This is a genomic window from Desulforhabdus amnigena (assembly GCF_027925305.1).
GTDB classification, from domain to species: Bacteria; Desulfobacterota; Syntrophobacteria; order Syntrophobacterales; family Syntrophobacteraceae; genus Desulforhabdus; species Desulforhabdus amnigena.
Genome location: NZ_BSDR01000001.1, coordinates 2,912,216 through 2,935,757, shown reverse-complemented (window position 1 = coordinate 2,935,757; position 23,542 = coordinate 2,912,216). Strand labels below are relative to the sequence as shown.

General features: G+C 55.4%; 14 protein-coding genes. 9 read left to right on the top strand and 5 right to left on the bottom strand.

Annotated elements, in window-relative coordinates:
• Nucleotides 1-34: 34 nt before the first annotated feature.
• Entirely contained in the window at nt 35-3,844 is a 3,810-nt protein-coding gene (gene cobN, locus QMG16_RS12480) for a cobaltochelatase subunit CobN (RefSeq protein ID WP_281794635.1), read from the top strand.
• A 139-nt stretch (nt 3,845-3,983) separates the two neighbouring features.
• Here cobN and QMG16_RS19735 read toward each other — a convergent pair whose 3' ends face one another.
• The 5 genes from QMG16_RS19735 to QMG16_RS12455 form a co-directional block, all read right to left on the bottom strand.
• A complete protein-coding gene (locus tag QMG16_RS19735) occupies nt 3,984-4,571 on the bottom strand; it encodes a hypothetical protein (protein WP_281794634.1) in 588 nt (195 codons plus the stop codon).
• Nucleotides 4,572-4,948: 377 nt separating this feature from the next.
• The gene (locus QMG16_RS12470; protein ID WP_281794633.1) at nt 4,949-7,027 is read right to left on the bottom strand and encodes a molybdopterin-containing oxidoreductase family protein; all 2,079 of its coding nucleotides are present in this window, start codon (nt 7,025-7,027) and stop codon (nt 4,949-4,951) included.
• 392 nt (nt 7,028-7,419) lie between these two features.
• Nucleotides 7,420-7,893 (bottom strand): SCO family protein, encoded by a 474-nt coding sequence (locus tag QMG16_RS12465; protein ID WP_281794631.1) that lies wholly within the window; start codon nt 7,891-7,893, stop codon nt 7,420-7,422.
• Nucleotides 7,894-8,462: 569 nt separating this feature from the next.
• Entirely contained in the window at nt 8,463-9,452 is a 990-nt protein-coding gene (locus tag QMG16_RS12460) for an electron transfer flavoprotein subunit alpha/FixB family protein (protein ID WP_281794629.1), read from the bottom strand.
• Between the two features lie 19 nt (nt 9,453-9,471).
• Nucleotides 9,472-10,308, bottom strand: coding sequence for an electron transfer flavoprotein subunit beta/FixA family protein (locus tag QMG16_RS12455; RefSeq protein WP_281794628.1), 837 nt, complete (start codon nt 10,306-10,308; stop codon nt 9,472-9,474).
• 567 nt (nt 10,309-10,875) lie between these two features.
• On the opposite strand from QMG16_RS12455, the gene QMG16_RS12450 reads away from it, so the two are divergent.
• From QMG16_RS12450 to QMG16_RS12415, 8 genes are all read left to right on the top strand, one after another.
• Entirely contained in the window at nt 10,876-12,432 is a 1,557-nt protein-coding gene (locus QMG16_RS12450; protein ID WP_281794627.1) for a class I adenylate-forming enzyme family protein, read from the top strand.
• A 444-nt stretch (nt 12,433-12,876) separates the two neighbouring features.
• Nucleotides 12,877-14,283: an MFS transporter gene (locus QMG16_RS12445; RefSeq protein ID WP_281794625.1), complete on the top strand. Its 1,407-nt coding sequence runs from the start codon at nt 12,877-12,879 to the stop codon at nt 14,281-14,283.
• A 414-nt stretch (nt 14,284-14,697) separates the two neighbouring features.
• Nucleotides 14,698-16,026, top strand: coding sequence for a CaiB/BaiF CoA transferase family protein (locus tag QMG16_RS12440; protein ID WP_281794624.1), 1,329 nt, complete (start codon nt 14,698-14,700; stop codon nt 16,024-16,026).
• Between the two features lie 67 nt (nt 16,027-16,093).
• Nucleotides 16,094-18,133, top strand: coding sequence for a 3-hydroxyacyl-CoA dehydrogenase/enoyl-CoA hydratase family protein (locus tag QMG16_RS12435; protein WP_281794622.1), 2,040 nt, complete (start codon nt 16,094-16,096; stop codon nt 18,131-18,133).
• Between the two features lie 142 nt (nt 18,134-18,275).
• On the top strand, nt 18,276-19,463 hold the full coding sequence (locus tag QMG16_RS12430; protein ID WP_281794620.1) for a thiolase family protein: 1,188 nt from the start codon (nt 18,276-18,278) through the stop codon (nt 19,461-19,463).
• Between the two features lie 85 nt (nt 19,464-19,548).
• A complete protein-coding gene (locus QMG16_RS12425) occupies nt 19,549-20,814 on the top strand; it encodes an L-lactate MFS transporter (protein ID WP_281794618.1) in 1,266 nt (421 codons plus the stop codon).
• Between the two features lie 53 nt (nt 20,815-20,867).
• Nucleotides 20,868-22,622, top strand: a complete 1,755-nt coding sequence (locus QMG16_RS12420) for an acyl-CoA dehydrogenase FadE (RefSeq protein ID WP_281794617.1) — start codon at nt 20,868-20,870, stop codon at nt 22,620-22,622.
• 321 nt (nt 22,623-22,943) lie between these two features.
• Nucleotides 22,944-23,393, top strand: coding sequence for a MaoC/PaaZ C-terminal domain-containing protein (locus tag QMG16_RS12415; protein WP_281794615.1), 450 nt, complete (start codon nt 22,944-22,946; stop codon nt 23,391-23,393).
• Nucleotides 23,394-23,542: the final 149 nt, after the last annotated feature.

Below are 23,542 nucleotides of genomic sequence, written 5' to 3'. Positions count from 1 at the left end.
TCATCGAATGCCTGGCAGGTGAGAAGGAGGGGCTATGAAGACAATTCAGATCAGCTATTTCAGCGCGACGGCGACGGAGCTCCCTTCCCTGAGCCGTGGTGTGTCGAGGTTCCGTGACGGTGGAGGTCAGGTGGAGGTATCGGCCCGGACTCAAACGCAGCTTTTCGATCAGGCGCGGGCAAGAGCCTTTGTGGCCGACGCTCTTCGCTCCGATGCCGTGATCGTAGCCCTCCACGGAGGCAAGGCGTCGTGCCCGGCCTTCGAGCCCCTTGTCTCCGCCCTCAAAGAGCACCGGGCGGCGGGGCAGCCCGTTCCCCACCTGTACATCCAGCCGACCGGAAGTGACGACGAGGCTATCCTGGCCGCGCGGGAGTATTCCGACGGGATGAACGACGGGACCTGGGAGGCCCTCTGCCGCTACCTGACCGCCGGCGGGCCGGTGAACGTCGAACGGGCGCTGGCGTACCTTTCCGCCATGCTGACGGGTGGACCCGTGACAGACGTTCCGCCTCCCCAGCCCGTGGTCCAGGAAGGAATCTACCACCCGGAGGCGGGGCATGTGGCCGACTTCGGCCTTTACGCCGGCGAGTACATCAATCGCCAAAAACCTACCGTTGGGATCTGGTTCAACCAAACCTACTGGCTGAACGGAAACCTGGCGCACATCGATGCCCTTATCCGGGAGATCGAGGCGCGCGGCGCCAACGTGCTGCCCGTCTTCAGCATGCGCTTCAAGGATGCGGCCATCGGCAACCGGGGCTCCGACGAGGTCGTGAAGGAGTATTTCATGGACGGCGAAAAGCCGCGCATTGATGTCCTGGTGAGCGCCATGGCCATGTCCATGACCATGACCCAGCCGGACTATGCGACTGTTTTTCCCGGCTTGAACGTCCCCGTTTTGCAGGCCATGTGTACCCTCAATCCCTATGCGGTATGGAAAGAGAGCATCCAGGGCTTGTCCATCATGGACGTCACTTTCCAGGCCGCCCAGCCGGAATTCGACGGCAACTTGATCACCTTTCCTGTGGCCTCCCGGGAGGAGGACACGGTGGATCCCGTCACGGGAGCACTCCTCTCCTGTTATCGCCCCATTCCCGAACGCACGGCCGCTTTTGTGAAGCTCGCTCTCAACTGGGCAAACCTTCGGCGCAAGCCCAACAGCGAGAAACGCATCGGCATCGTGTTTCACCACTATCCGCCGAGAAACGACCGGATCGGGTGTGCCGCCGGGCTCGATACGTTCACCGCCGTCAAACGGTTGCTGGACGTGATGGCCGAGAGCGGCTACCGCATCGAGCGTCGCTACGAGAGCGGGGATGAACTGGCCAACGAGTTGCTGCAGCGCATGACCTGTGACCGGAAGTGGCTCACTCCGGACCAGATGGCCGACCGGGCGGAAGCGACGGCCGATCGGAGCGTTTTCATGCCCTGGCACGAAGCCCTGCCCGAAATCGTCCGCCGGAAGATGACGGAGAACTGGGGCGAAATGCCGGGCGAGCTGTTTGTTCATGAGGACAGGCTCCTCTTTGCGGGACTGGCCAACGGGAACGTGTTTCTGACCATTCAACCCCCCCGAGGCAAGCTGGAGAACCCCGAAGCGATACTCCATGACCTGCACCTGTCTCCGCCCCATCATTACCTGGCTCATTACCGGTGGCTGAAAAACGTCTTCAAGGCCGACGCCGTCATGCACGTGGGCAAGCACGGCTCCCTCGAATGGCTGCCGGGAAAGGCTCTGGGACTCAGCGAGGAGTGCTATCCCGATCTTTCCATCATGGACCTTCCCAACATCTATCCCTACATCATCAACGATCCCGGGGAGGGAACCCAGGCCAAGCGCCGCTCCTATTGCTGCATCATCGATCACCTGACCCCGACTTACACCAATGCCGATCTGTACGAAGAGCTGACGGACGTGGAGCGGACCCTCGACGATTACACCCAGGCCGCTCGCCAGGATCCCGGGAAACTGCCCGTCTTGGCCGGCCTTTTGTGGGATGCCGTCGAGGCCGCCGACCTGCAGCACGATCTTGCGTTCACGCGCGAACAGGCCCTCGGAGACATGGATGCTTTCCTGGCCAGGCTCCACAGTTATCTGAGCGAGCTTTCGGACACCATGATCAGTGACGGCCTTCACGTTCTGGGAGAACCTCCTGAAGGCGAACGGCTGGTGGAATTTCTGGCGCAGTTGACCCGGCTTCCCAACGGGGATGTCCCGTCGCTTCGGGAAGAGATCGTTGCGGCCATGGGCTTCCGCTACGACGAATTGCTGGACCGGCGGGGCGAAGCCGTCCCCGGATCGGGAGGCATGACAGGAGGCAAGCTCATCGAGCGCGCCCATAACTGTGCCCGGGAGCTCATTCGCGCCCTGGACGCTCGCGGCTATGATCCCGAAGCCATTCCGGAGCTGGCAACAGCTTTCCAGGGAAAGGCCTTTCCCCGCATCGAACGGGTCCTGCGTTACATAACTGATATTCTGACTCCCAATATTATGCGCACGAAAGAAGAAATGAGCGCTGCCCTTTCGTCTTTCTCCGGGGGCTTCGTTCCTCCTGGACCATCCGGCGCTCCCACTCGCGGCCAGGCAGACATTCTTCCCACAGGCCGCAACTTCTTTTCGCTCGACCCGCGCACCATTCCCTCTCCCGCAGCATGGGAAGTGGGCAAGGCGCTTGGGGATACGCTCATAAAGCGTTGCCTCGAGGAGCAGGGGAAATACCCCGACAACATCGGTATCATTGTCTGGGGCTGCCCCACCATGCGCAGCCGGGGCGACGACGTCGCCGAGGTCCTCTATCTTCTGGGCGTCAGGCCTCTATGGCGAAGCAACGGTGTGGTGGAGGGGCTCGAGATCATTCCCGCCAAAGAGCTCGGCCGCCCGCGCATCGACGTGACCCCCCGCATCTCGGGCTTCTTTCGGGATGCCTTCCCGAATCTCGTGCAGCTCATCGACCATGCCGTGGGCATGGTCGCCGCCCTGGAAGAACCGCCCGAATCCAATTTCATCCGCCGGCATGTGCTGGCCGACCGGGACAACTACCGGGGCGAAGGCCTGAGTGAGCAGGATGCCTGGCGGCTTGCCACTCTGCGCGTCTTCGGTTGTCCGCCGGGGACCTATGGCGCCGGGGTGGAGGAGCTGGTGGAATCCAAGCAGTGGAAAACCCGGGAAGACCTGGGTGAAGCCTACATCCGCTATTCCTCTCATGCTTACGGCCGGGGACACTACGGCACACATACCCCGGCAGTCTTCAGGCGGCTTCTCTCCCGCATGGACGTTACCGTCAAGAACGAAGATTCGCGTGAATACGACATGCTCTCCTGCACTGATTTCTACAACTACTACGGGGGACTTATCGCCGCATCGGCCACCGTCCGCGGAGTGATGCCCTTCGCCCTGGTGGGGGATTCCTCGGATCCCCGACGAGTTCTTCTCCGCACCACCCAAGAGGAAACCAAGCACGTGCTGCGCTCGCGGCTCCTCAACCCCAAATGGCTGGAGGGCCTCAAGCGGCACGGCTACAAAGGCGCTGGCGACATCTCCAAGGTTATGGACATCATCATCGGCTGGGATGCCACTGCCGACGTGATGGAGGACTGGATGTACGAGCGGGTGGCCAACCGGTACGGACTGGACCCCGAGATGCAGAAGTGGCTGAAGGAAGTGAACCCCTATGCTCTGCAAAATATTTTGGACAAGCTGTTAGAGGTGATAGAACGCGGCATGTGGGACGCCGACGACGACATGCGGGAAAAGCTGCGCGACGCCTATCTCGATATCGAAGGGGATATTGAAGAGGCGGTGGAGGCGGCCGCGCCGGCAGGTGTGAAAGGAACATCCGCATGAGGAAAGCTGTCTGCGCAAATTCGGCTGAGCCCGTTTTGACCTGTTCACAATCGGAAACATTCGCTGACCTGTTCATAGAAGAGAAGCCCTTCGAGTGGGTGCGCGAGCACAGCGAAGGGCTCATGGAGAGCCATTTGGATCATATATTCCGCCTGTTGGCGGTGGGGGTTGCGTGTAACTGATACCTCCCGAGAGTGCAGATTCGCCACTTTGTACAGTCAGCCTTCTCCGTCTTCAAGATGTGAAAGGCGGCGGCGAATGGTTTGGGTGGCCGGATGGCGAAGGCCATGGAAAAGAGCAGTCGGGAGAATGCCCTGGCGCCGGCTCTTGAGTCGGCTCCGGTGGAGGGTACGGCCCACTCAACGCGCCCTTCGGATCGGGAGACGGCCCCCGGTTCGCCACCCGGGTCCTCTCCAGGTATCCTCTGCTTGCCAGGGAGATGGGAAAGGAGGAGACCGTGGTTCTGCAGCTCACCATAGATGAGAACGGGTGTTTCGTCCACGTGGAGGTGGTCACGCGAGCCGGGTCCAGGTTTGACGAGGAAGCCCTGCTGGCCGTGAAAAGCTCGACCTTCAAGCCGGCAAGATTGAATGGGAGACCAGTCTTTTGTAAGACCGGTCTCCCCATGCTGTTCCAATTGAAGTAGCTGGAGCGATGAGCGTACTGCGTTTACTCGGGGCATGCGTTGCGCGTCTTCATCGGCCAGCAGGGAGAGGAGATCGATCATTTCAACAAGCGGAGGAACTCATGTTGCTTGGCGTTTTCTATGACGGTGTAGAAATTCATCGTGAGGAGAAGATCATATTCGGGAAATTCCTGGCGCCTCATCGGGTGATTTCGACCTGTGGGCGGCGGGAGGGATCAGGGACGACCTGGCCTGCATCTACAATCCAAGGAGAAATGGCCGGAGCTGAACCTCGAGGAGACGGATCATGGCGACTAAGAGCCTACCCGAAAACCTACCTCGGCAGCGGACACCCCCCTTGGTCCCCCTCGAGGGGGGGGAACTGAAGGGGGGGTGCAAAGTCCACAGGGGGTTCCGGATAGGTTCTAAGACGGTGAGAGGCCGGTGTTTCCCATAGGTGAACTGTTCGCGGTATAACGCTATAGTTTGCGTATCCTACAGGGAAGATCCTTTAAGTTCGGGGTTCCAAATTCTTTGCCCAGCTTTCTGATGGAGGTAAGGATATTGAAATTCGACTTTTGCCATTCGAATTGCCTGGCAGCATCCGCTTCGGGGAACCACCATCCAATGGCTGCATTGATCACGCGCGGGTGAACGATGTCTGTGATTTTTGCCACCTGGACTATTGATCCGTACTTTGTTTCAATGGTTACGTTGTCACCATCGCCGATCCCATGGGCGGCTGCCGTTTCGGGATGGATTTCAACGGTCGGGTGCGGCCGTTTTTGCCGAAGTTTTTCTACCCATCGGTAGGAAGAATGGAGATAGTACCGGCTCTTTACGCTGATCAAAATCAGCGGGAATTCGGGATCCTCGTCTTCGGGAAGAGTGGTGAATTCGGGGAGCGGCTTGAGTTTGAACTTCTCAGCGGTGCTCAATCTCAGTTCCACCTTTCCGGTAGGCGTGCGAAAGCCTTTCTCCTCATGGAGCCTGAAGCGGTCAGGCCCCTTCAAATAGCCTTTCGCGGCGAATTCGCTGTAGGTCAAGCCCGAAGGCCTGAGCACATCTTCGAGAAACGTTTCAAAATCATCATGCCAGTATTCAGGGGGTGATATCCGCTTACCCAGTTCGTTCATGATCTTCATGTCGGGCCAACACTCCTCCGGTGGCTCGACAACCTTTGGCCGGGCAAATATCAGGCCGTGTCCGATGCCGTAATGGCCAATGTCGTTCATTTCGTACTGGTGTGCAACCGGAAGGACAATATCGGCCAGGGAGGCGGTAGGTGTCATGAATATTTCCGCTACGGCGATAAAATCGAGGCTCATAAACGCTGCATGGGTGACAGCGCTCTCCGCCCAGGCCACCAGAGGATTGGTACACATGCCGTAGTATCCTCTGACAGGGTAGGGGACCTCTTCAAGCACCGCCTTCCGGAAATAAGCCGGCGCCACCGTCATCAATCTTGGAATGGTGCCGTGATAGGCACTGATCATCTCTTTACGTTTATCCGGGATGAGATCGGCTCGCACAAATTCGGCCAGCCCCATGATTTTCGGGTCGTGGGCGTTGATGTTGCCGCCGGGCACCTCGAGATTTCCGCAGATTGCCATGAGGCAAACCAACGAGCGAATGCCATCGAAGGCATTGATGTTGTGCTCGATGGCGTTGCCCCACTGGAGGGCGGCCGGTTTTGCCGTGGCATACATTCGAGCGGCTTTGCGTATCAGTTCGGATGGTACCCAGGTTATTTCAGAAACAGCCTCCGGGGTGTACTGTTTCACGTGCCGGGCAAGGTCTTCAAAACCGTAGGTATGTTTTCCGACAAACTTCTTATCATACAGCGATTCCTCGATGATGACGTTTAAGAAGCCTAGGGCAAGCGCCTGTGTAGTTCCGGGCCTGAGCTGCAGCCACAGGTCGGCTCTTTCGGCAAGATCTGTCTTGCGGGGATCGACAACGATCAGCCTGGCGCCGTTTTTGAGCTGTTCCAGGGTGAGACTGCCTATCTGTCCTTCTTCGTTGGTGGAAAGAACGTTGCTGCCCCAGGCGAGGATGCACTTTGTCGGGTTGTGGAGGTCGGCAACGGGGTAGAATCCACAAGTGTGGATACCCGTGATCTCCCGGGGTGCATGGCACACATCCTGTGAGGCGATTACATTGGGTGAACCGAAGATATTGGCAAGCCGAATCAAAACGAAGTGTTCCAGCCCCTTGGGCATGCCGACGCCGAATCCGACCGCCCGCGCACCGTATTTTTCCTTGATCCTGAGAAGATTTTTCGCCGTTTCATCAAGTGCTTCTTCCCAGGAGATGCGCTGCCATTTCCCCTCGCCGCGCTTCCCTGCGCGCTTCAGGGGATACCGGAGACGATCCGGATGAGTGAGCCGATCCGCCGAGACCCTCCCTTTGTAGCAGGTATATCCCTTGTTCAAATAGCCCTGGGGATCTCCTTTGATCTGAAGGATCTTGCCATCCTTGACACCCACCATCAGAGCACAACCGCCATGATCCATCCGTGCGCAGTGCGTTTTAACCCAGCGAATTTCTTCCGCCATGGCAATCAAACCTCCTTCTCAAAGGGGATCCCGTCTGCAAAGGCCGGAACCGCCAATAGAACGCACAAAGAAAGTATTACCGAGATAGTACGAAATCGTCTCATGGCCTCCTCCCTGGTTAAATGAAATGGACTCGATCAAGTCAGGTACATTCATGGCCTATGATGCATTTTGGGGACCGTTGTAGGATTTCACAGCGATGGTTTTGTCCTTATTTTTAATATCGTCTCCCTTTGTTTGAGTGGAAAGAGAGGCGAAAGAGCAATGGATGAGGTGGGATTTACTATGGACTTCTTTTGTGGTGAGTTCAACCATGAAGTGCCGGGAAAGATGCATTTTGAAAAATGATTATGTGCAGATACGATGGCATCGTTTGTGGGCTGTCGTCTCGCCTAGGCCGGTTTTTCCAAACCGAGATACTTTTCGACTTCTTCCAGCAGCTGCTCCGGAGTTGGAAAGCCGTGGAATTGTCGCCATGCATCCCCATTCCGACCTACCACCGTGATGGGAATATGGTTGTGATTATCGAGATTGTCGGATAACAGTAGATGACTCCCCACCAGCACTTTGGTTAGATTTTCCCTATCTCCCGTGAGAAAAAACCAGCCCGGTCGGGCTTTTTGCTGGCGAGCATAAGCTTTCAGCCTTAGAGGAGTGTCCGTTTTGGGGTCAACCGTTACGGAGACCAGGACAACGTCTGTGTTCAACCGTTCACCCAAAAGCGCCTGGAGGCGTGAGAGCACAAAAATCAGTATCGGGTAGGACGATGGGCAGGTAGTATAAAATGGAATAATGACTGCAACCCGGTTTCCGATGATATCGTTTTTGAAATTGACAACGTTTCCATCCTGGTCATTGAGGTTCACGTCATAAATCTGAACTTTGACGGTGTTTTTACCCTCATCCTGAGATTGCGCGAGAATCGACGTCCCGGGAAACTGGGTATTTTCTTTTCCTGCTGAAACTGTATTCCCTTTTACAGGGCTCTTAAAAACAAACAATGCAAACAATGATAAGATGATTATAATATACAGGTTTTTTGTGAATCCCATTTTGTCCATTTCAGAAATTTTCCGACCATTGGCTCCCGGGTTTTGTTATCATCCCTTCAAACACACCCAGCCCACCGACCGATGGGCACATTCCCCAGGGTAAACCTGCTGAGCGTCCCCCTATGGGGAAGAAGCACCGCCCGGAACCAATATAAGCCTTTCCGGCCTCTTTTTTCAAATCTACAAATATTTTTTTCAATTCCCTCCAGTTACGGCACAAGTTTTCAGGATCGGTTCCCTCCTTCAGAAGCAGGAAGTATGGATGGTGCCGGTTCTATCCGGCCGAACGTACCGGTCAGTATCAAAGAAGGTTACCGATCCCTTCAGTTCGGCCGAATAGCTCCATTTTCAAGCCCATCTCATCGGAATGCCTGTGATCTCGCCTATGAGCAGGTGCTCTTGAGCTTACGGACCTCCTCCGTAAAAGCGGGGACAAACTTGAAAAGATCTTCCGTGATTCCATAATCGGCCTTGCTGAATATGGGCGCATCGGGATCCTTGTTTATGGCGACAATGTATTTGGATGTTCCCATACCGGCCAGATGCTGAATGGCTCCCGAAATGCCTACGGCGATGTAAACGTTGGGATTCACGACCTTCCCCGTCTGTCCCACCTGGTCCGCATGAGGGCGCCATCCCGCATCCACGGCGGCCCGGGATGCTCCCACGGCAGCACCGAGCAATTTCGCCAGATCTTCCAGCATGGCAAAGTTCTGCGCCTCTTTCATGCCGCGTCCACCCGACACGATGATCTCGGCTCCCGAGAGCCCCACCCTTCCCGAAGTATCCAGATCCATCGACTTGAAACGGGAGCGGGTTTCCGGAACAGGAATGTCCACCCGCTCCACTTCGGCCCGCTGATCTTCGCTCAGCGTGAGGCATTGCATCACGTTGGGGCGGCAGGAGATGAGCGGCATGGCCCCTTCGATCCATTCATTCCAGGCAAAACACTTGCCGGCAAAAATGGGTTTCTTCACCCGGATCTTTCCATCCTCGACGAGGATCTCGGTACAATCCTGTACCAGGCCGACATCGAGCCGCGCAGAAAGCCGCGCCGCCAGGTCCTTGCCGTCCACCGATGCCGACAGGAGGACCGCTGCCGGGTCGCATTGCCGGATGATGTCCGCAATGATGGGGACGTAGGATTCGGCCAGATAGTTTTCCAGAGCGGGATCATCAACGATATAAACTTTCTTCACTCCGTAGCGGCCCAGTTCGGCGGCCTTCTCCGCAATGCCGGAACCCAAAGCCACGGCACAGAGATCGCTCCCAAGGGCATCCGCAATCCTTTTTCCCTCGCTGGCCACCTCATATGAAACCCGTCGCAGGTCTCCTCCACGAAACTCAGCGATCACGCACACGCTTTTTCCCATTTTCAATCTCCTTGCATCCTTAGATGGCTTTGGCTTCTTCATGCAGCAACCGTGTAAGCTCCCGTGCTTTGCCTTCCGTATCCAGTCCCCCGTCGACGATACGTCCCGGCTGTCTTTCCTGGGGCATTTCAAGGGAAATGACGCGAGTCTTTCCCGCACCCGGTGCAAATTGCGCAGGGTCCAAACCGAAATCGGAAAGCTTCTTCACTGCCAGGGGTTTTTTCTTGGCCTTCATGATTCCAGGCAGCGAGGCAAATCGCGGGTTCCAGACCGCATGCGATCCTCCGAGCGTCACCAGCGCCGGCAGAGTGGATTCCAGGGTTACGCTGCCCCCTTCGATGGGACGCTTGATCGTGACCTGATTACCATCCGATTCGATCGAGACGGCAAAAGCGAGGTGCGGCCACCCGAGGTATTCGGCGATCATCGGTCCCCTTTGAGCCATATCATTGTCGACCGCACGAAAACCCATGATGACCAGATCGGGATTCAATGACCGGATGGCGGCGGCCATGGCTTTCGCCAACTGCAGGCGACCGCTGCTTTCGATGTCGTCCTCGCCGATCAGCACCGCATCGTCAGCTCCCATGGCGAGGGCCGTCCGGATGGATTCCACGACGCGCTGGGGCCCGTAGCTCAGGATGGTGACTTTCCCGCCGTGTTTAGCTTTCAATCGAAGGGCGGCCTCCACTGCAAATTCATCATAGGGATTGACGATCCATTTGATTCCTTCCGTTGCAATGGACTTGCCGTCGCCGGCAATGCGAATTGCGGATTCCGTGTCCGGAACTTGTTTCAATACCACCACCACATTCATTGTTTTGTCCTTTCCTGCCGTTGCTGAGCTTTTCGACATTCTGTCTCTTTTGCTAGTGACCCGCTCTTTGCGAAGAGCACTCTTTTTTGATGCCGGAGAGGGTGAAACCGTTTTTTTGCTGCCAACAGTAATTCTGCGGTCGCTTTTTATACCGTGGACGGTTGATGCCTTGACTCCTGCAGGGCCATCAAGAAGCCGGAATCTCATCCTCGCGAAGCACAAACTTCGCAACTGCGAGATGTATCATTTAGCATAAGCTATAATAAAGCTATAATGTAATTAGTCAAGGATCAAATTTCCCCTTCCCTAACCTTTTTCCCACTGTGAACGCACTCCTGCGGCGGTTAGAATGGAATGATTTTTTTCAATGTTCTCCCTTTGAAAAACTATTGACTTGGCCTTTCATTGGAGCTAAATAATAGCTACTATATAGCTCCAATGAAGCTTTAGTTTCAACCCTTCGGAGAGGAAACATAAAGACAAGACCACCAATACTGGACCGGCGCAACGTTTGCCTGCTCAATGTTCTGGTTTAGTCCCGCTCTTCTCGTCCTGCTCTTCAAAAAAGCGTTGCCTCCGAATAGACGATTTTGGGAGGGAAATAATATGCAAGGCATATGTACTCTCAGGACCCTGCTGGCGCGAAACCTGGAATACCATCCTGATAAGGCTGCGTTCATTGAAGGCGAGAGGCGGTGGACCTTCAGGGATTTTACGGACCGCACCCGCAGGATGGGGAACGCGCTGTTGGGATTGGGCGCCGAAAAGGGGGAGCGGGTAGCCATTTTGAGCCGGAACAGTATGGAGAATGCCGAGTCGTACTTCAGTATACCCAATGCCGGCCTGGTCCTGGTGATGCTCAACTTCAGGCTCGCTCCCCCTGAACTGGAGGGGGTTCTAAACGATGCCCAGGCTTCGGTGCTCATGGTGCACGAGGAATTCCTGGACAGGATAGAGGAAATAGGCTCCCGTCTCACCTTCGTAAAGCACTATATACTGATTGGGAAAAAGGCCGGTCTCCCTGAAGGGTGGCATCATTATGAGACACTGATCGAAGAATCCTCTCCCCACGAACCGGCCGTTGAGATCGCCGAGGACGATCTGGCCGCTCTGATGTACACGAGCGGCACTACCGGCGTTCCCAAAGGCTGTATGGTCCTTCACCGCAATTTCTATCATGCAGGAAAAAGCCTGGCCTTCGAGATGAAGATGGAGCGCGAGGACGCGGCAATCATCCCCACCCCCTTGTTTCACGCCGCAGGCCTGGTGATCCTTATGAACGGGGTCTACAGCGGAATCAGCACGGTCATCATGCCTCGCTGGGATGTGGAGGAATTCATGCGGCTTGTAGAACACTACAAGGTAACCACGGGAGTGCTCGCAACCCCGATGCTGCTCTTTTTCGTGGAACATCCGCACATAGACCGGTATGACCTGAGCAGCCTGAAAAAAATCCTCTTTGCCGGCGCTCCCGTAACCCCTGTTGTTTTCAAGAAAGCCATAGAAAGGTTCGGCAACATATTCATCCACGGTTTCGGCACGACGGAGACGGTGGGCTCCATATGTATTCTGGGGACGGATGAGATTGCCTCAGCCATGGCGGAGGGCAGGATGGGAATCCTCGGTTCCTGCGGCAAATCCTATACCGATATGCAGGTCGAGGTAGTGGATGAAAATGACAATCCTGTGCCCCCCGGCGTCATAGGTGAGATTCGAGTACGGGGATCGGGGATGACACAGGGCTACTGGAAGAACAAAGAGGATACCAAAAAGGCTTTCAAAAACGGGTGGTTCTATACGGAGGACCTGTGCAGGAGGGACGAGCAGGGATTCGTGTATATCGTGGGCAGAAAAAAGGACATGATCATCACGGGTGCAGAGAATGTCTTCCCGGCCGAGGTGGAGAGCGTCCTGTACAAACATCCGGCCGTCAGTCAGGCGGCAGTCGTCGGCATGCCGAATGAAAAATGGGGGGAGGTTGTCACCGCCTTTGTAGTGAAGAAGGAAAATTCGGTGGTCACCATGGACGATATCACGTGTTTTTGCAAAAAGGAGATTGCGGGATACAAAGTGCCTAAAAGGGTTTACTTTGTGGATAGCCTGCCCATGAGTCCAACCGGCAAGTTGTTGAAATACAAACTTAAAGAGCAATTGCCTCTCTAAGCCGTTATCTCTCTGCCCGTTTCATTTTATCATACCTGAAGCGCATCTCTCCTTTCTTGATTTCCATTGGCATGGAGCCATCTAAGCATACTCCACCTCCGCTTGCGGTCCGCGCTTGCTGCAGACATCTTCAGCCGCAGATCGAATTCAGTCAGAAAAGAAGAAAACGAGATGAAGAGAATGATTTTTCACTTGACACACTTATAGCTATAATTTAGCTGTTTAGCTATATAGTAACTTTATAGTAGCCGTATTATAGCTTTAATTGGGTGAGGTATGAGCATTGGGGGAAATCAGTGACGTCAGATCCTTGGAAGAGTGTCTAGAACGGGAATTGACCAGGGATTCCTAGAGCCTGGAGAATAGGGGATTATCGATGAGTCCTGCGAGTTGATCGCAAGACGCAGAGTGTATTGGGATTCATGAAACCATGATATCGGATTTATGGGAGGGGTGGAGATGGCGAGTAAGGAAATAAGTATACGCAGGGTATTGGATGAGAGTCGATTCAGTGCGTACCAGTATCTCGTTTGCAGCCTCTGTTTTCTTGTCACGTTCCTGGACGGACTGGATTTGACGGTTGTCGGGGTGGCGTTGCCCAAGATCGCGGATTTCTTGCATTCTGAACCGAGCGCCCTCGGATTGGCATTGAGTGCCGGCCAGTTCGGGCCGCTGATTGGTGCGGTCGTCTTAGGCATGCTTGCAGACCGTTGGGGCCGCAAGTGGATGTTGTTTGTCTCTTCCGTGATTTTCGGTGTGTTCACTCTGCTTACGGCATTTATCACCAGCGTGGAGCAACTGGCGTTATATCGCTTTCTCGCCGGGATCGGGTTGGGTGGAGCCGTCCCGAACGCTCTTACCCTGGGTGCTGAATATGCTCCGAGTCGCGCGCGTGCAGGCATTGTTGCCACAATGTACGCGGGTATGCCGGCGGGGGCCATGGTGGGCGGTCTCATCTCCGCCTACCTGATTCCCCATTACGGGTGGCAGTCCCTTTTTTTCCTGGGGGGCTGTGCTCCTATGTTGACGAGTCTTATGGTTGCACTGCTTCTTCCCGAGTCGCTGCAGTTTCTGGTTGGACGAAACAAGGGGAGAGACTGCGTAAGGGTTCACAAGATCATTTCCAGAATCGCACCAGCCCTGGCCAACGATAGTGGAGTGCAGTTTGTCTCCACCGTGGAGAAGGTTCCCGGTGTGCCCGTCAAACGTCTTTTTACGGAAGGGCGTGCACTCACAACAGTGCTGTTGTGGACAATCTGTACTGGAGCTCTCTATCTGCTCTGGATACTCAATACCTGGTCACCCACTTTACTGCGCAAGAGCGGCGCTACCGTCCAGCAATACAGCCTGGCCTATGCTTACCTCTGTTTCGGCGCTGCCGTTTCCTCTATCTTCGTAGGTCGTTTGATGGACAGGTTTAACCCGTTCATTGTATTGCGAGTTGGGTTTATTCTCGCTTTTTTAAGCCTGACGGCATTCGGGATCGGTGCGAGCAGCGGTTCGTTCATGGTGATCGCTATTTTGTCCGTCATCTGCGGGATTTGTATAAACGGCAGCCAGACAGGTACCCTGGCGATTGCCACGGTTTCTTATCCTTCAGACATCAGAGGCACCGGCATCGGCTGGGCGTACGCCGTTGCCAAAATCGGTGCCATGCTTGCCCCTCTGGTAGGGGGATTTCTCCTCAGCCGAAACTGGAGTGTCAGTCAACTCTGCAGTGCAAACGCTTTGGTCGGGCTCTTTACAGCAGGAGTTCTTGTCCTCCTGCAAAGACACGTGGCCGTCGGTGTTGTAAAGACCAAAACTGCTGTTGTGACACCCGTCGAGTTGGGAACCGATCCCAATATTTAAGAATTTGTAACTACGGTACAGACCGCTTCCCTTCCCGCCATTCTTTGGGCACCTTTTTCCTTTTTGGATGGTGCGACATTGTCACATGAACCACGGAAGACACGGAGATTTCATTTGAGAGTCCTTCTCCGTGTCTCTGTGGCTCAGACGAAGCCCGGCAATATCTGGCTCCTGTTTGGAATCATTTCCGGCCTTTCCCTGCAAGCACTCCTCAGGCTCAAATCGAGTCCAGGTCGCAAAAGAAGAAAACAAGATCGGAAAAATCGATTTTTTTGCTTGACATCTCTATAGCTACAATTTAACTATATAGCTACATAGTAACTATATCATGGCCAGTTTGTAGCTGTGTGGGTTTAGTGTATGAGCATTGGGCGAAACCAGGGAAGCGAGATTTTGAAAAAAGAGAGGATGCACATGGAAAGATGGAAAGAAATCGAACGAGTTCCTGCCCCGGCTTTGATTCCTGCCTACGGCGGATTGTCGGGAATGCGAGTGCTGCTGACCGGAAGCGTGGTGTCGGCACCGTTTTCTGCAACCATCCTGGCCGAGCATGGAGCGGAGGTCATTCATGTGGAGCGTCCGGGGTGGGGAGATCCCTTCCGGGGCCAGGCCCCGGTGATCACAAACGGCAATGGTTCAGGGAAGCCGTTCGAGCTGGCAGGTCCCGAGGTCCCGGCTCACGAAAAGGTCAGCACGGGGTGGATCCAGGATGCCAGGAACAAGTTGAGTTTCACGCTGGAGGTGAACCTGAAAAAACCCGAAGCCAAGGAGATCTTTCTCTCCCTCATCAAGAACTGTGACGTATGGCTGGAAAACATGGTGTGGACGGAGAAGCTGGGGATTACCGATGAAATGTTGTTCGAGGTCAATCCGAAGCTGGTCATCGCCCATATCAGCGGTTTCGGAAGGCCGCAGTTCGGCGGCGTGCCTGAAGAGTGCGACCGGCCTTCCTACGACGCCATCGGCCAGGCCGAGGGCGGCTGGATGCACCTCAACGGCTATCCCGACATGCCTCCTTCCCTTGGGGGGGCTTTCATCAACGATTATGTGACCGCCATGTTTTGCGTGAGTGGAATTCTGGTGGCCTACATCAATGCTCAAGTGACGGGACAGGGGCAAGTCGTCGATGTGGCCCAGACCGAATGCATGAGTAGATGCCTCAACGATACCTTCGTCAACTATTTCACTCTGGGCATGGTGAAAAACAGGGGAGGCAACAAGATCCCTATCTTTCAGCCGGCAAACCTCTTCAAAACCAAGGACGGTTACCTCTTTATCGGCGCCTATGGTCCCGCCGTGTACGGGCGCACCCTCAAGGCCATGGATATCGATGTTGAAAAGTACCCCCATGAAAAAGCCGGTGGTTCCAAGGAGGCTGTAGACTCGGAACTCGGCAGGGAGCTTCATGCCCTCATCGAAGAGTGGATGGCCGCCCGCACTTCCGAGGAGGCCGCGGCACAATTCCGAAAGTTCAAAGTACCGTGCGGTATCCCCCGGACCGCTGCTGAGCTGGTGAACAGCGAACACTATCAGAAGAGAGGAAACTGGATCCAGTACGAAGACCAAACCCTCGGCAAAACCATCACGACCTATGGGTTTGTTCCGAAAATGAGCAGAACCAAGCAGCGGGTATGGCGGGGCGCGCCAAGGATCGGACAGGATACCGAGGCGATTCTCAAGACGCTCGTGGGCTACAGTGACAGTGAAATCCAAGGTTTGAAAGGCAAAGGCATCATCGACTAGGCGATCGCTTTGGGTCAGGCAAACGACTTTCACAGCTTTCATACAAAACATGGAAAACGAGGGAAAAATGAAAGAAATTACGACAGTAGGAGTTGTGGGCGCAGGGAATATGGGTTCGGGAATCGCTCAGAAGCTGGCCATGGAGGGGCTGAACGTCATCCTGGTGGATACCAAGGAAGAGTTCGTGAATCGCGGTCTTGGCACAATTCGTCGAATCCTGGGAGAGGGTGTCGACAGAAAAATACTCTCCCGGGAACAGGTGGATGCAACCATCGGGCGTCTTCATGGGAGCACGGATTTGAAGGCCCTTGCCAATGCGGATATGGTCATCGAAGCGGTATTCGAAAATGAAAAGGTCAAGAAGGATCTCTTCAAGAACCTCGACCAGGTTTGTGCTCAGGATACCATCCTGGCGAGCAATACCTCCAGTTTTTACGTTGCCGAGCTGGCAAAAGCGACCTCGCGGCCCGACCGCTTCGTGGGATTTCACTACTTTTACCATCCCGCCAAGAACCGGCTGTTGGAGGTCATTCCCCACGCCGGGACCAGTGAACAAACGGTCAAGCGTGCTCTGGAAGTAGGACGTCTTCATGCCAAGACCACCATTCTCGTGAAAGACGCCTCGGGATTTTGCGTCAACCGGTTTTTCTCTCCCCTCCTCACGGAAGCCGTCCAGATCCTGGACGATGGAATCGCGGATATTCCCACGATCGAAGAAGCGGCCAAGCGTGCGTTCGAGATCGGCATGGGACCGTTTGAGCTCATGAACGTGACGGGAATTCCCATTTCGGTACACGCCTCGGCGACCTTCGGACGAGAGTTGGGATCGCTCTACGGCACGCCCAGGTCGCTTCCGGCGAAGATGGAGGAAGGTACGCCCTATGATCTCAGCGGTGAGCCGGACGAATCCAAGTTCGAGATGGTCCAGGATCGTCTGTACGGAGCCTGCTTGGGAGCTGCGGCAGCCCTGGTGAGTGAAGGGATCGCATCCATCGAAGATACCGATTTAGGCGCCAAGGTCGGGCTCCGCTGGAAGCAGGGGCCGTTCGAGATCATGAACCGCATCGGCATTGAGAAGACCTATCGTTTGGTGGAGGCCATGACCAAGCGGTACAAGGACTTCAAGATGCCGGAGATCCTGATCAAGCAGCGCGAGCTGGGAAAGCCTTTCGAATTTCATTATGTCAATCAGGCCGTGAAAGACGGCATCGCCTATATCACGATCAAGAGACCCGAAGCCATGAACGCCCTCAATGAGGTGACGGTCAAGCAGCTCGCCGAGCAGTTTGCCGCCGCCGAAGCCAATCCCGATGTGAAGGCCATTGTGTTCCAGGGGGCGGGAAAAGCTTTCGTGGCCGGCGCGGACATCCGTTATTTCATCGACAATATCAAGAACAACCGCATTGACGCCACCGAAGCTTTCACGAGATTCGGCCATGAACTTTTTCTCAAGATCGAGAATTCCAAGAAGCTCACCGTCGCCGTCCTGGATGGACTGTCTCTTGGCGGAGGAAGTGAGCTGGCCCTGGCCTGTCAGGCCATCGTGGCAACACCGGCGGGGTCCATGGGCTTTCCTGAAACGGCCATCGGGATCTTTCCGGGTCTTGGCGGGATGATTCGCAGCGCGCGCCACATGGGAACGGACCTTGCCAAATACTACGTTTTCACCGGCAAGGGCATTTCCGCTCAGGATGCCTTCGATCTTGGCATCGTCACCAAACTGGTCCGTCCCCAGGAACTCGACAATGCCATCCGGGAAGTCTGTTCCGGAAGCAAGCCCGACAAGTACCGTGCTCGAGAGATCCCTGCAAAATTCCAGGAGATGGCGAAGGTTTGTTCCCCGGACAATGTTCAGGCTCTTCTGGCCGGGAAAAAGCCTGAAGGGGTCTCCGATTCCCTGGCGGAGGCGACGCTCAAGGCCATTTCTCGAAAAGCCCCGCTGGCGCTGAAGAAAGCCAATGAGCTCATGGACGCGCAGCAGAAGGTATCGATCCCAGAGGCCATCGAGCTGGAATTGGCCGAGCTCCGTTACATGTTCTCCACGGAAGATGCTCTGGCCGGTCTTAGCTCGGTCGGTGGAAAGCCGCCTCAATACAAAGGGAAATAAGGCATTTGCCTTTGTCAGAGACATCCCCCTGAATCCCCCTTCAAAGGGGGACTTCGGGAAGTTCGAGGCAGGATAATGACTTCTGCCGAGATGTACTGGTGGGTTAAACTTAGATTTCCATAGGGATGGAGGTCCTCAAATCATGTTTGAAAAAGCGTATATCCCTTACAAGGGTTACTATTGCACTCCCTTTTCCAAGTGGCAGGGAAGTCTTGCCAACGAGAATTCCATCGTGCTCGGCGCCGAAACGGCCAAACGATGGCTTGCGTCCAAAGGATGGGACGCTTCGGTTTTCGATTACACCTATCACGGAATCACCGTGGCTCAAAACAGGTGCTTTTACGGGAGCACCTGGGCCAATGCCATCATCGGCGCGGAAACGCCCGGAGTCACCATCATGCAGGCCTGTTCGACTGCGACGACTTGCATCAACAATGCCGCCCTTGCCGTCGAGCAGGGGTTGCAGAAGACGCCTTTTTGCCTGCTGGCGGACCGATGTTCCAACGCCCCGCACCTCATATGGCCCAATCCCAACGGGCCGGGCGGAGAGGTCATCTCCGAAAACTGGAACATGGACAATATCAACTCAGATCCTTCAACCGGCTTCGGAATGCTGGTCACCGCCGAAAACGTGGCGCGCAAAGCGGGCGCCACCCGTGAGCAGGCGGACGAACTGACGGTCCGGCGCTATGAACAGTACCTCGACGCCTTGAAAGACGATCGCGCCTTCCAGAAGCGATACATGTTCCCCGTGGAAGTGAAAGTCACCCGCAAGAAGACGGTGACGGTCGAGGCCGATGAGGGGATTACCCCCGCTAACCTGGAAGTCATTTCCAAACTGAAGACCGTCATGCCGGGCGGCATCCATACGTTCGCCTCGCAAACGCATCCGGCCGATGGAAACGCTGGGATTCTCGTGACGACGAAAGACCGCGCGAGGAGCCTGAGCAGTGATCCGAGCAAGACCATTCAAATTCTCTCCTACGGATTTGCCCGCGTGGAGAAGGCTCATATGCCGGCGGCTCCGGTCCCTGCGGCCAGAATGGCTCTCGATGGGGCCGGCATCGGTATAAAAGATGTGTCGGTCATAAAGACTCACAATCCGTTCGCCGCCAACGACCTTTTTTTGGCAAAGGAATTCGGCATCGATGTCAACGGGTTCAACAACTACGGGTCTTCCATGATCTGGGGCCACCCGCAGGCGCCTACCGTCGCTCGCCTGGTCATCGAAGGGATCGAAGAAGCGGTGCTCCGTGGGGGCGGCTATGTGCTCATTACCGGTTGTGCGGCCGGCGACACAGGGGCTGCGCTGGTGTTGAAAGTCGGCTAGTACATCTCGGAAGTGAGGAGGGAGTCGGCGGGGTGTCGTTTCTCTCGCCGCTCGTTCCTCACTGATTGATGAAAGGTTCCAAGACATGAGAATAGAAGAGAAGCGATGGTTTTACCTGGTGCTGGGCACGGTGATCAATGTCATCATCGGCCAGACTTATGCCTGGAGCGTATTTGTACTGCCGCTTTCTGAGCATTTCAAGTGGAGCCTGGCTGATGTGTCTGTCGCATTCGCCATTTTTCATTCCATATCCTGCATTCCCATCATCATTGCCGGTAAATTGCAGGAATACGTTCAGCCGAAATATATCCTTCTTACCGGTGGTCTCACCTACGGACTGGGCATGTTGGGTGTAGGGTATGTGGAGACCCTGAACCAGCTCTATTTTGCATATGGAGTTATGGGCGGGCTCTCCATGGGGACCATCTATTCCGGAGTTGTTCCCAACCTGGTACGCTTCTTCCCGGACCGTCGGGGCCTGGTATCCGGAATATTGGCCGCTGGTGTGGGATCCGCCCCTATCCTTTGGGGTCCCATCGCCGCTTACATGATCAAGGAATACAGCGTACTTCCCACATTCAAGATGCTGGGTGGGTTCTATCTCGTCAGTCTCTGTGCCCTCGCGTTGCTGATGCAGGTCGCTCCCGCGGGATTCACTCCTGCCGGGTGGAAGCCGTCGGAGCTCTCGCAGCGGGCCCTGAACGTTCCCGACAAGGACTGGCGTGGGATGCTGGGTGATTCTCTTTATTACTGCCTGGCCGCGATCATCGTTCTGGGCGCCATTTCAGGGATGATGATCATTGCCCACGCTTCACCCATTCTTCAGTCCGTCGGCGGTTATTCCGCCATTGCAGCAGGGTCGTGGGTGGGGATACTGGCGCTTTGCAACTCCGGAGGGCGAGTGGGCTGGGGCATCATCTCCGACCGCTTTGGCCGTATGCCGACCATGGTCGTCATCTACATCATCCTTGGAACGGCCATGTTTTGGCTTGCATCCACTCCTTTTGGGGTAATCATTCCCGTACTGATCGTGGGCATGGCTTTCGGTGGTTTCATGGGACAGCTTGCATCGCTCACTGCGGATGCGTTCGGCTCCAAGTATCTGCCCGTGAACTTTGGAGTCATGTTTGTTCCCTTCGGTCTCGCCTCCTTTACCGGTCCGAGGCTGGCCGCGAGTATCAAGGTCAACACGGGGAGCTATTCGCAGGCGTTCCTCATCGCAAGCATTCTCAGTGTTGTAGGCATAGGCCTCACCGTCGTGGCGCGCAGGCTTCTCAAGAAAAGAATGCATGCCGCGATCAACGGGAATGAGCTTGCAACGGGAGTGCTGAGTCAGAAAGCCTCCTCATAATATTTCATCTCCTCTGCGCCTCGTGAGGGTGCATATAACGAAAGGCGAATCCCATGTCGAATTTACCCAAAGGTGGAAGTTTCCTTCTGGAGGCTGCGACTCCTCAGAGCATCTTCACTCCGGAAGATTTTGCCGAAGAACATCGAATGATTGAAAGCACCATGGTGCGTTTTCTGGCGGAAAAGGTTTTTCCCCGGTTGGAAGAAGTGGATGCCAAGAAAGACGGCCTGATGCGGGAACTCCTTGTGGAGGCGGGGGAACTCGGGATTCTGGGAGCCGACATCCCCGAACAGTACGGCGGCGCGGAACTCGATGAGATCTGCTCCACCATTATTGCCGAGAAGGTGGGAGCTGCGGGTTCGTTCGCCATTGCCCACGGGGGCCATACCGGTATCGGCAACCTGCCCATCGTTTTCTTTGGAAACGAACTGCAGAAAGAGGCCTATCTCCCTTCCATCGTCACCGCCGAGAAGATAGCAGCCTACGCTTTGACGGAACCGGGCTCCGGTTCCGATGCCCTGTCGGCAAAGACCAAGGCGGTGCTGAGTGCCGACGGGAAGCACTATGTCCTCAATGGGGCCAAGACTTTCATATCCAATGCCGGCATGGCCGACATCTTCATCGTCTACGCGAAGATCGACGGGGACAAGTTCAGTGCCTTCATTGTCGACGGCGACTCCGAAGGCCTCTCCACCGGAGCGGAGGAGAGGAAGATGGGACTCAAGGGCTCTTCAACCCGCAGCGTCTACTTTGACGATGTAAAGGTCCCGGTGGAGAACCTACTCTTTGAAGCGGGCAAGGGCCATGTAGTGGCCTTCAACATTCTCAATATCGGGCGGCATAAGGTGGCCGCCAATGCCGTGGGCGCCTCCAAGCTCGCCCTGGACCAGTCGGCCAATTACGCCAACGAGCGCAAGCAGTTCAAGGTCCCCATCGCCCAGTTTGGGCTCATCAAGGAGAAGCTTGCCGAGATGGCGGCCCGCATCTATGCAGCCGAGAGCATGATCTACCGGACTGGCGGGCTTCTCAACGACATGCTGCACAGCCTGGATCGGAGCGGCCCTGACGGGGGCCGGGTCACCGCGAAGGGGATCGAGGAGTATGCCCTGGAGTGCTCGCTGGAAAAAGTCTTTGCCAGCGAAGTCGAGGCCTTTGCAGTCGACGAAGGGGTGCAGATTCACGGTGGCTATGGATTCATCGCTGAATATCCTGTCGAAAGGCTCTACAGGGATGCTCGCATCAGAAGGATTTTCGAGGGAACCAACGAAATCAACAGGAACCTCATCCCCACCACCCTCATGCGCAGGGCGGCCAAAGGAGATCTGCCCCTGCTGGAAGCTGTTGCAGAACTGAGGGCGCGCATGGGTTCCGGAATTCCGGTCCGGGAAAATGCCGATGATCTGATACAGGCGGCCAAGGATGTTTTCTTGTTTGCGCTGGGAGCGGCACGGGAGAAGCACGGCGAAGATCTGCTGAAACAGCAGGAAATCCTCAGCCGTCTGGCCGACCTGGCCATTTGGGCGTACGGTATGGAGAGTTCCTGGCTGCGGGCACAGAAGGCTGCGGCAAACAACGGCCACAACGGAGCTAAACATAAAAGCAACATGGCCAGGTTGTTCATTTACGATTCGCTCGAACAGATTGCGCGCGCCGCCAGGGAAATCCTCATGTCGCTGGCCGTCGGCAGTGAATGGGTGGAACTTCAAGCTCAGTTGACCAGTCTCCTGCAGTACACACCCATCAACCTGATCTCTCTCAGGCGGGAGATCGCAGCGGAAGTATCAGCGGCAGGAAAATATATTGTGTAGTCCTGCGGAAAGAACATCGACCAGCCTGAAATAGAGCGATATCGATGTCTTGCTGCAGCACAAAAGGTCTGCTCTGAGGGCACGGCCAACAAGTTGGCCGTGCCCTCCCTGGAATAGATCGCGTCATTGCGATCTTGAGTGCCCAAAAAATTCCCTTCCCTGAAAAAGGGGGAATCTGCTCTTCCTCCCGGCTTGGTTCTCAATCCATTTACACTCTGATATCATACCTGCTCCAACACTTATCCACCGGATCCTCCTGTCGGTATTCGGCTGAGGAAAAACTCAACAATTCAGAAGTAAAAAGGGGAAGAGTCATTTGCAATGAACGGCATCTATTTTGAAGACATTGAAGTAGGAAGGAAGGTCGCTGAACCGGGGACCTATGAGGTTACGCGAGATGAAATCATTGAATTTGCCCGCCGGTGGGACCCCCGTCCTTTCCACATAGACGAAGATGCTGCGGCTGCATCGATCTTTGGAGGACTAGCAGCCTGCTCGGCTCACATATTTTCCATCCTCTCCTGGTTCGCGTCTCGGGGCCAGGGGCGTACTGCAACACTGGCGGCTCTGGGGTTCGACCAGATGTGTATGCACCGTGCGGTTCGGCCCGGGGACACGTTATCGTGCGACATACAGTGCCTGGAAAAACGTGAATCCCGTTCCAAGGCGGATCGGGGAATCGTCAGATACCGGCGTTCGCTGACCAATCAGCACAACGAAGTGGTCTTTTCCGTCATCGTCACGATCCTGGTGGCCAGAAGGCCTTTTTAGAGCCTATCCGAAAACCTACCTCGGCAGCGGACACCCCCCTTGGTCCCCCCTCAAGGGGGAAATTGAAGGGGGGTGTCGCAAAGTCCACAGGGGAGGTTCCGGATAGGTTCTTAGTCCTTAGGATCTTGATTGCGTAACCCCAAGGGCAT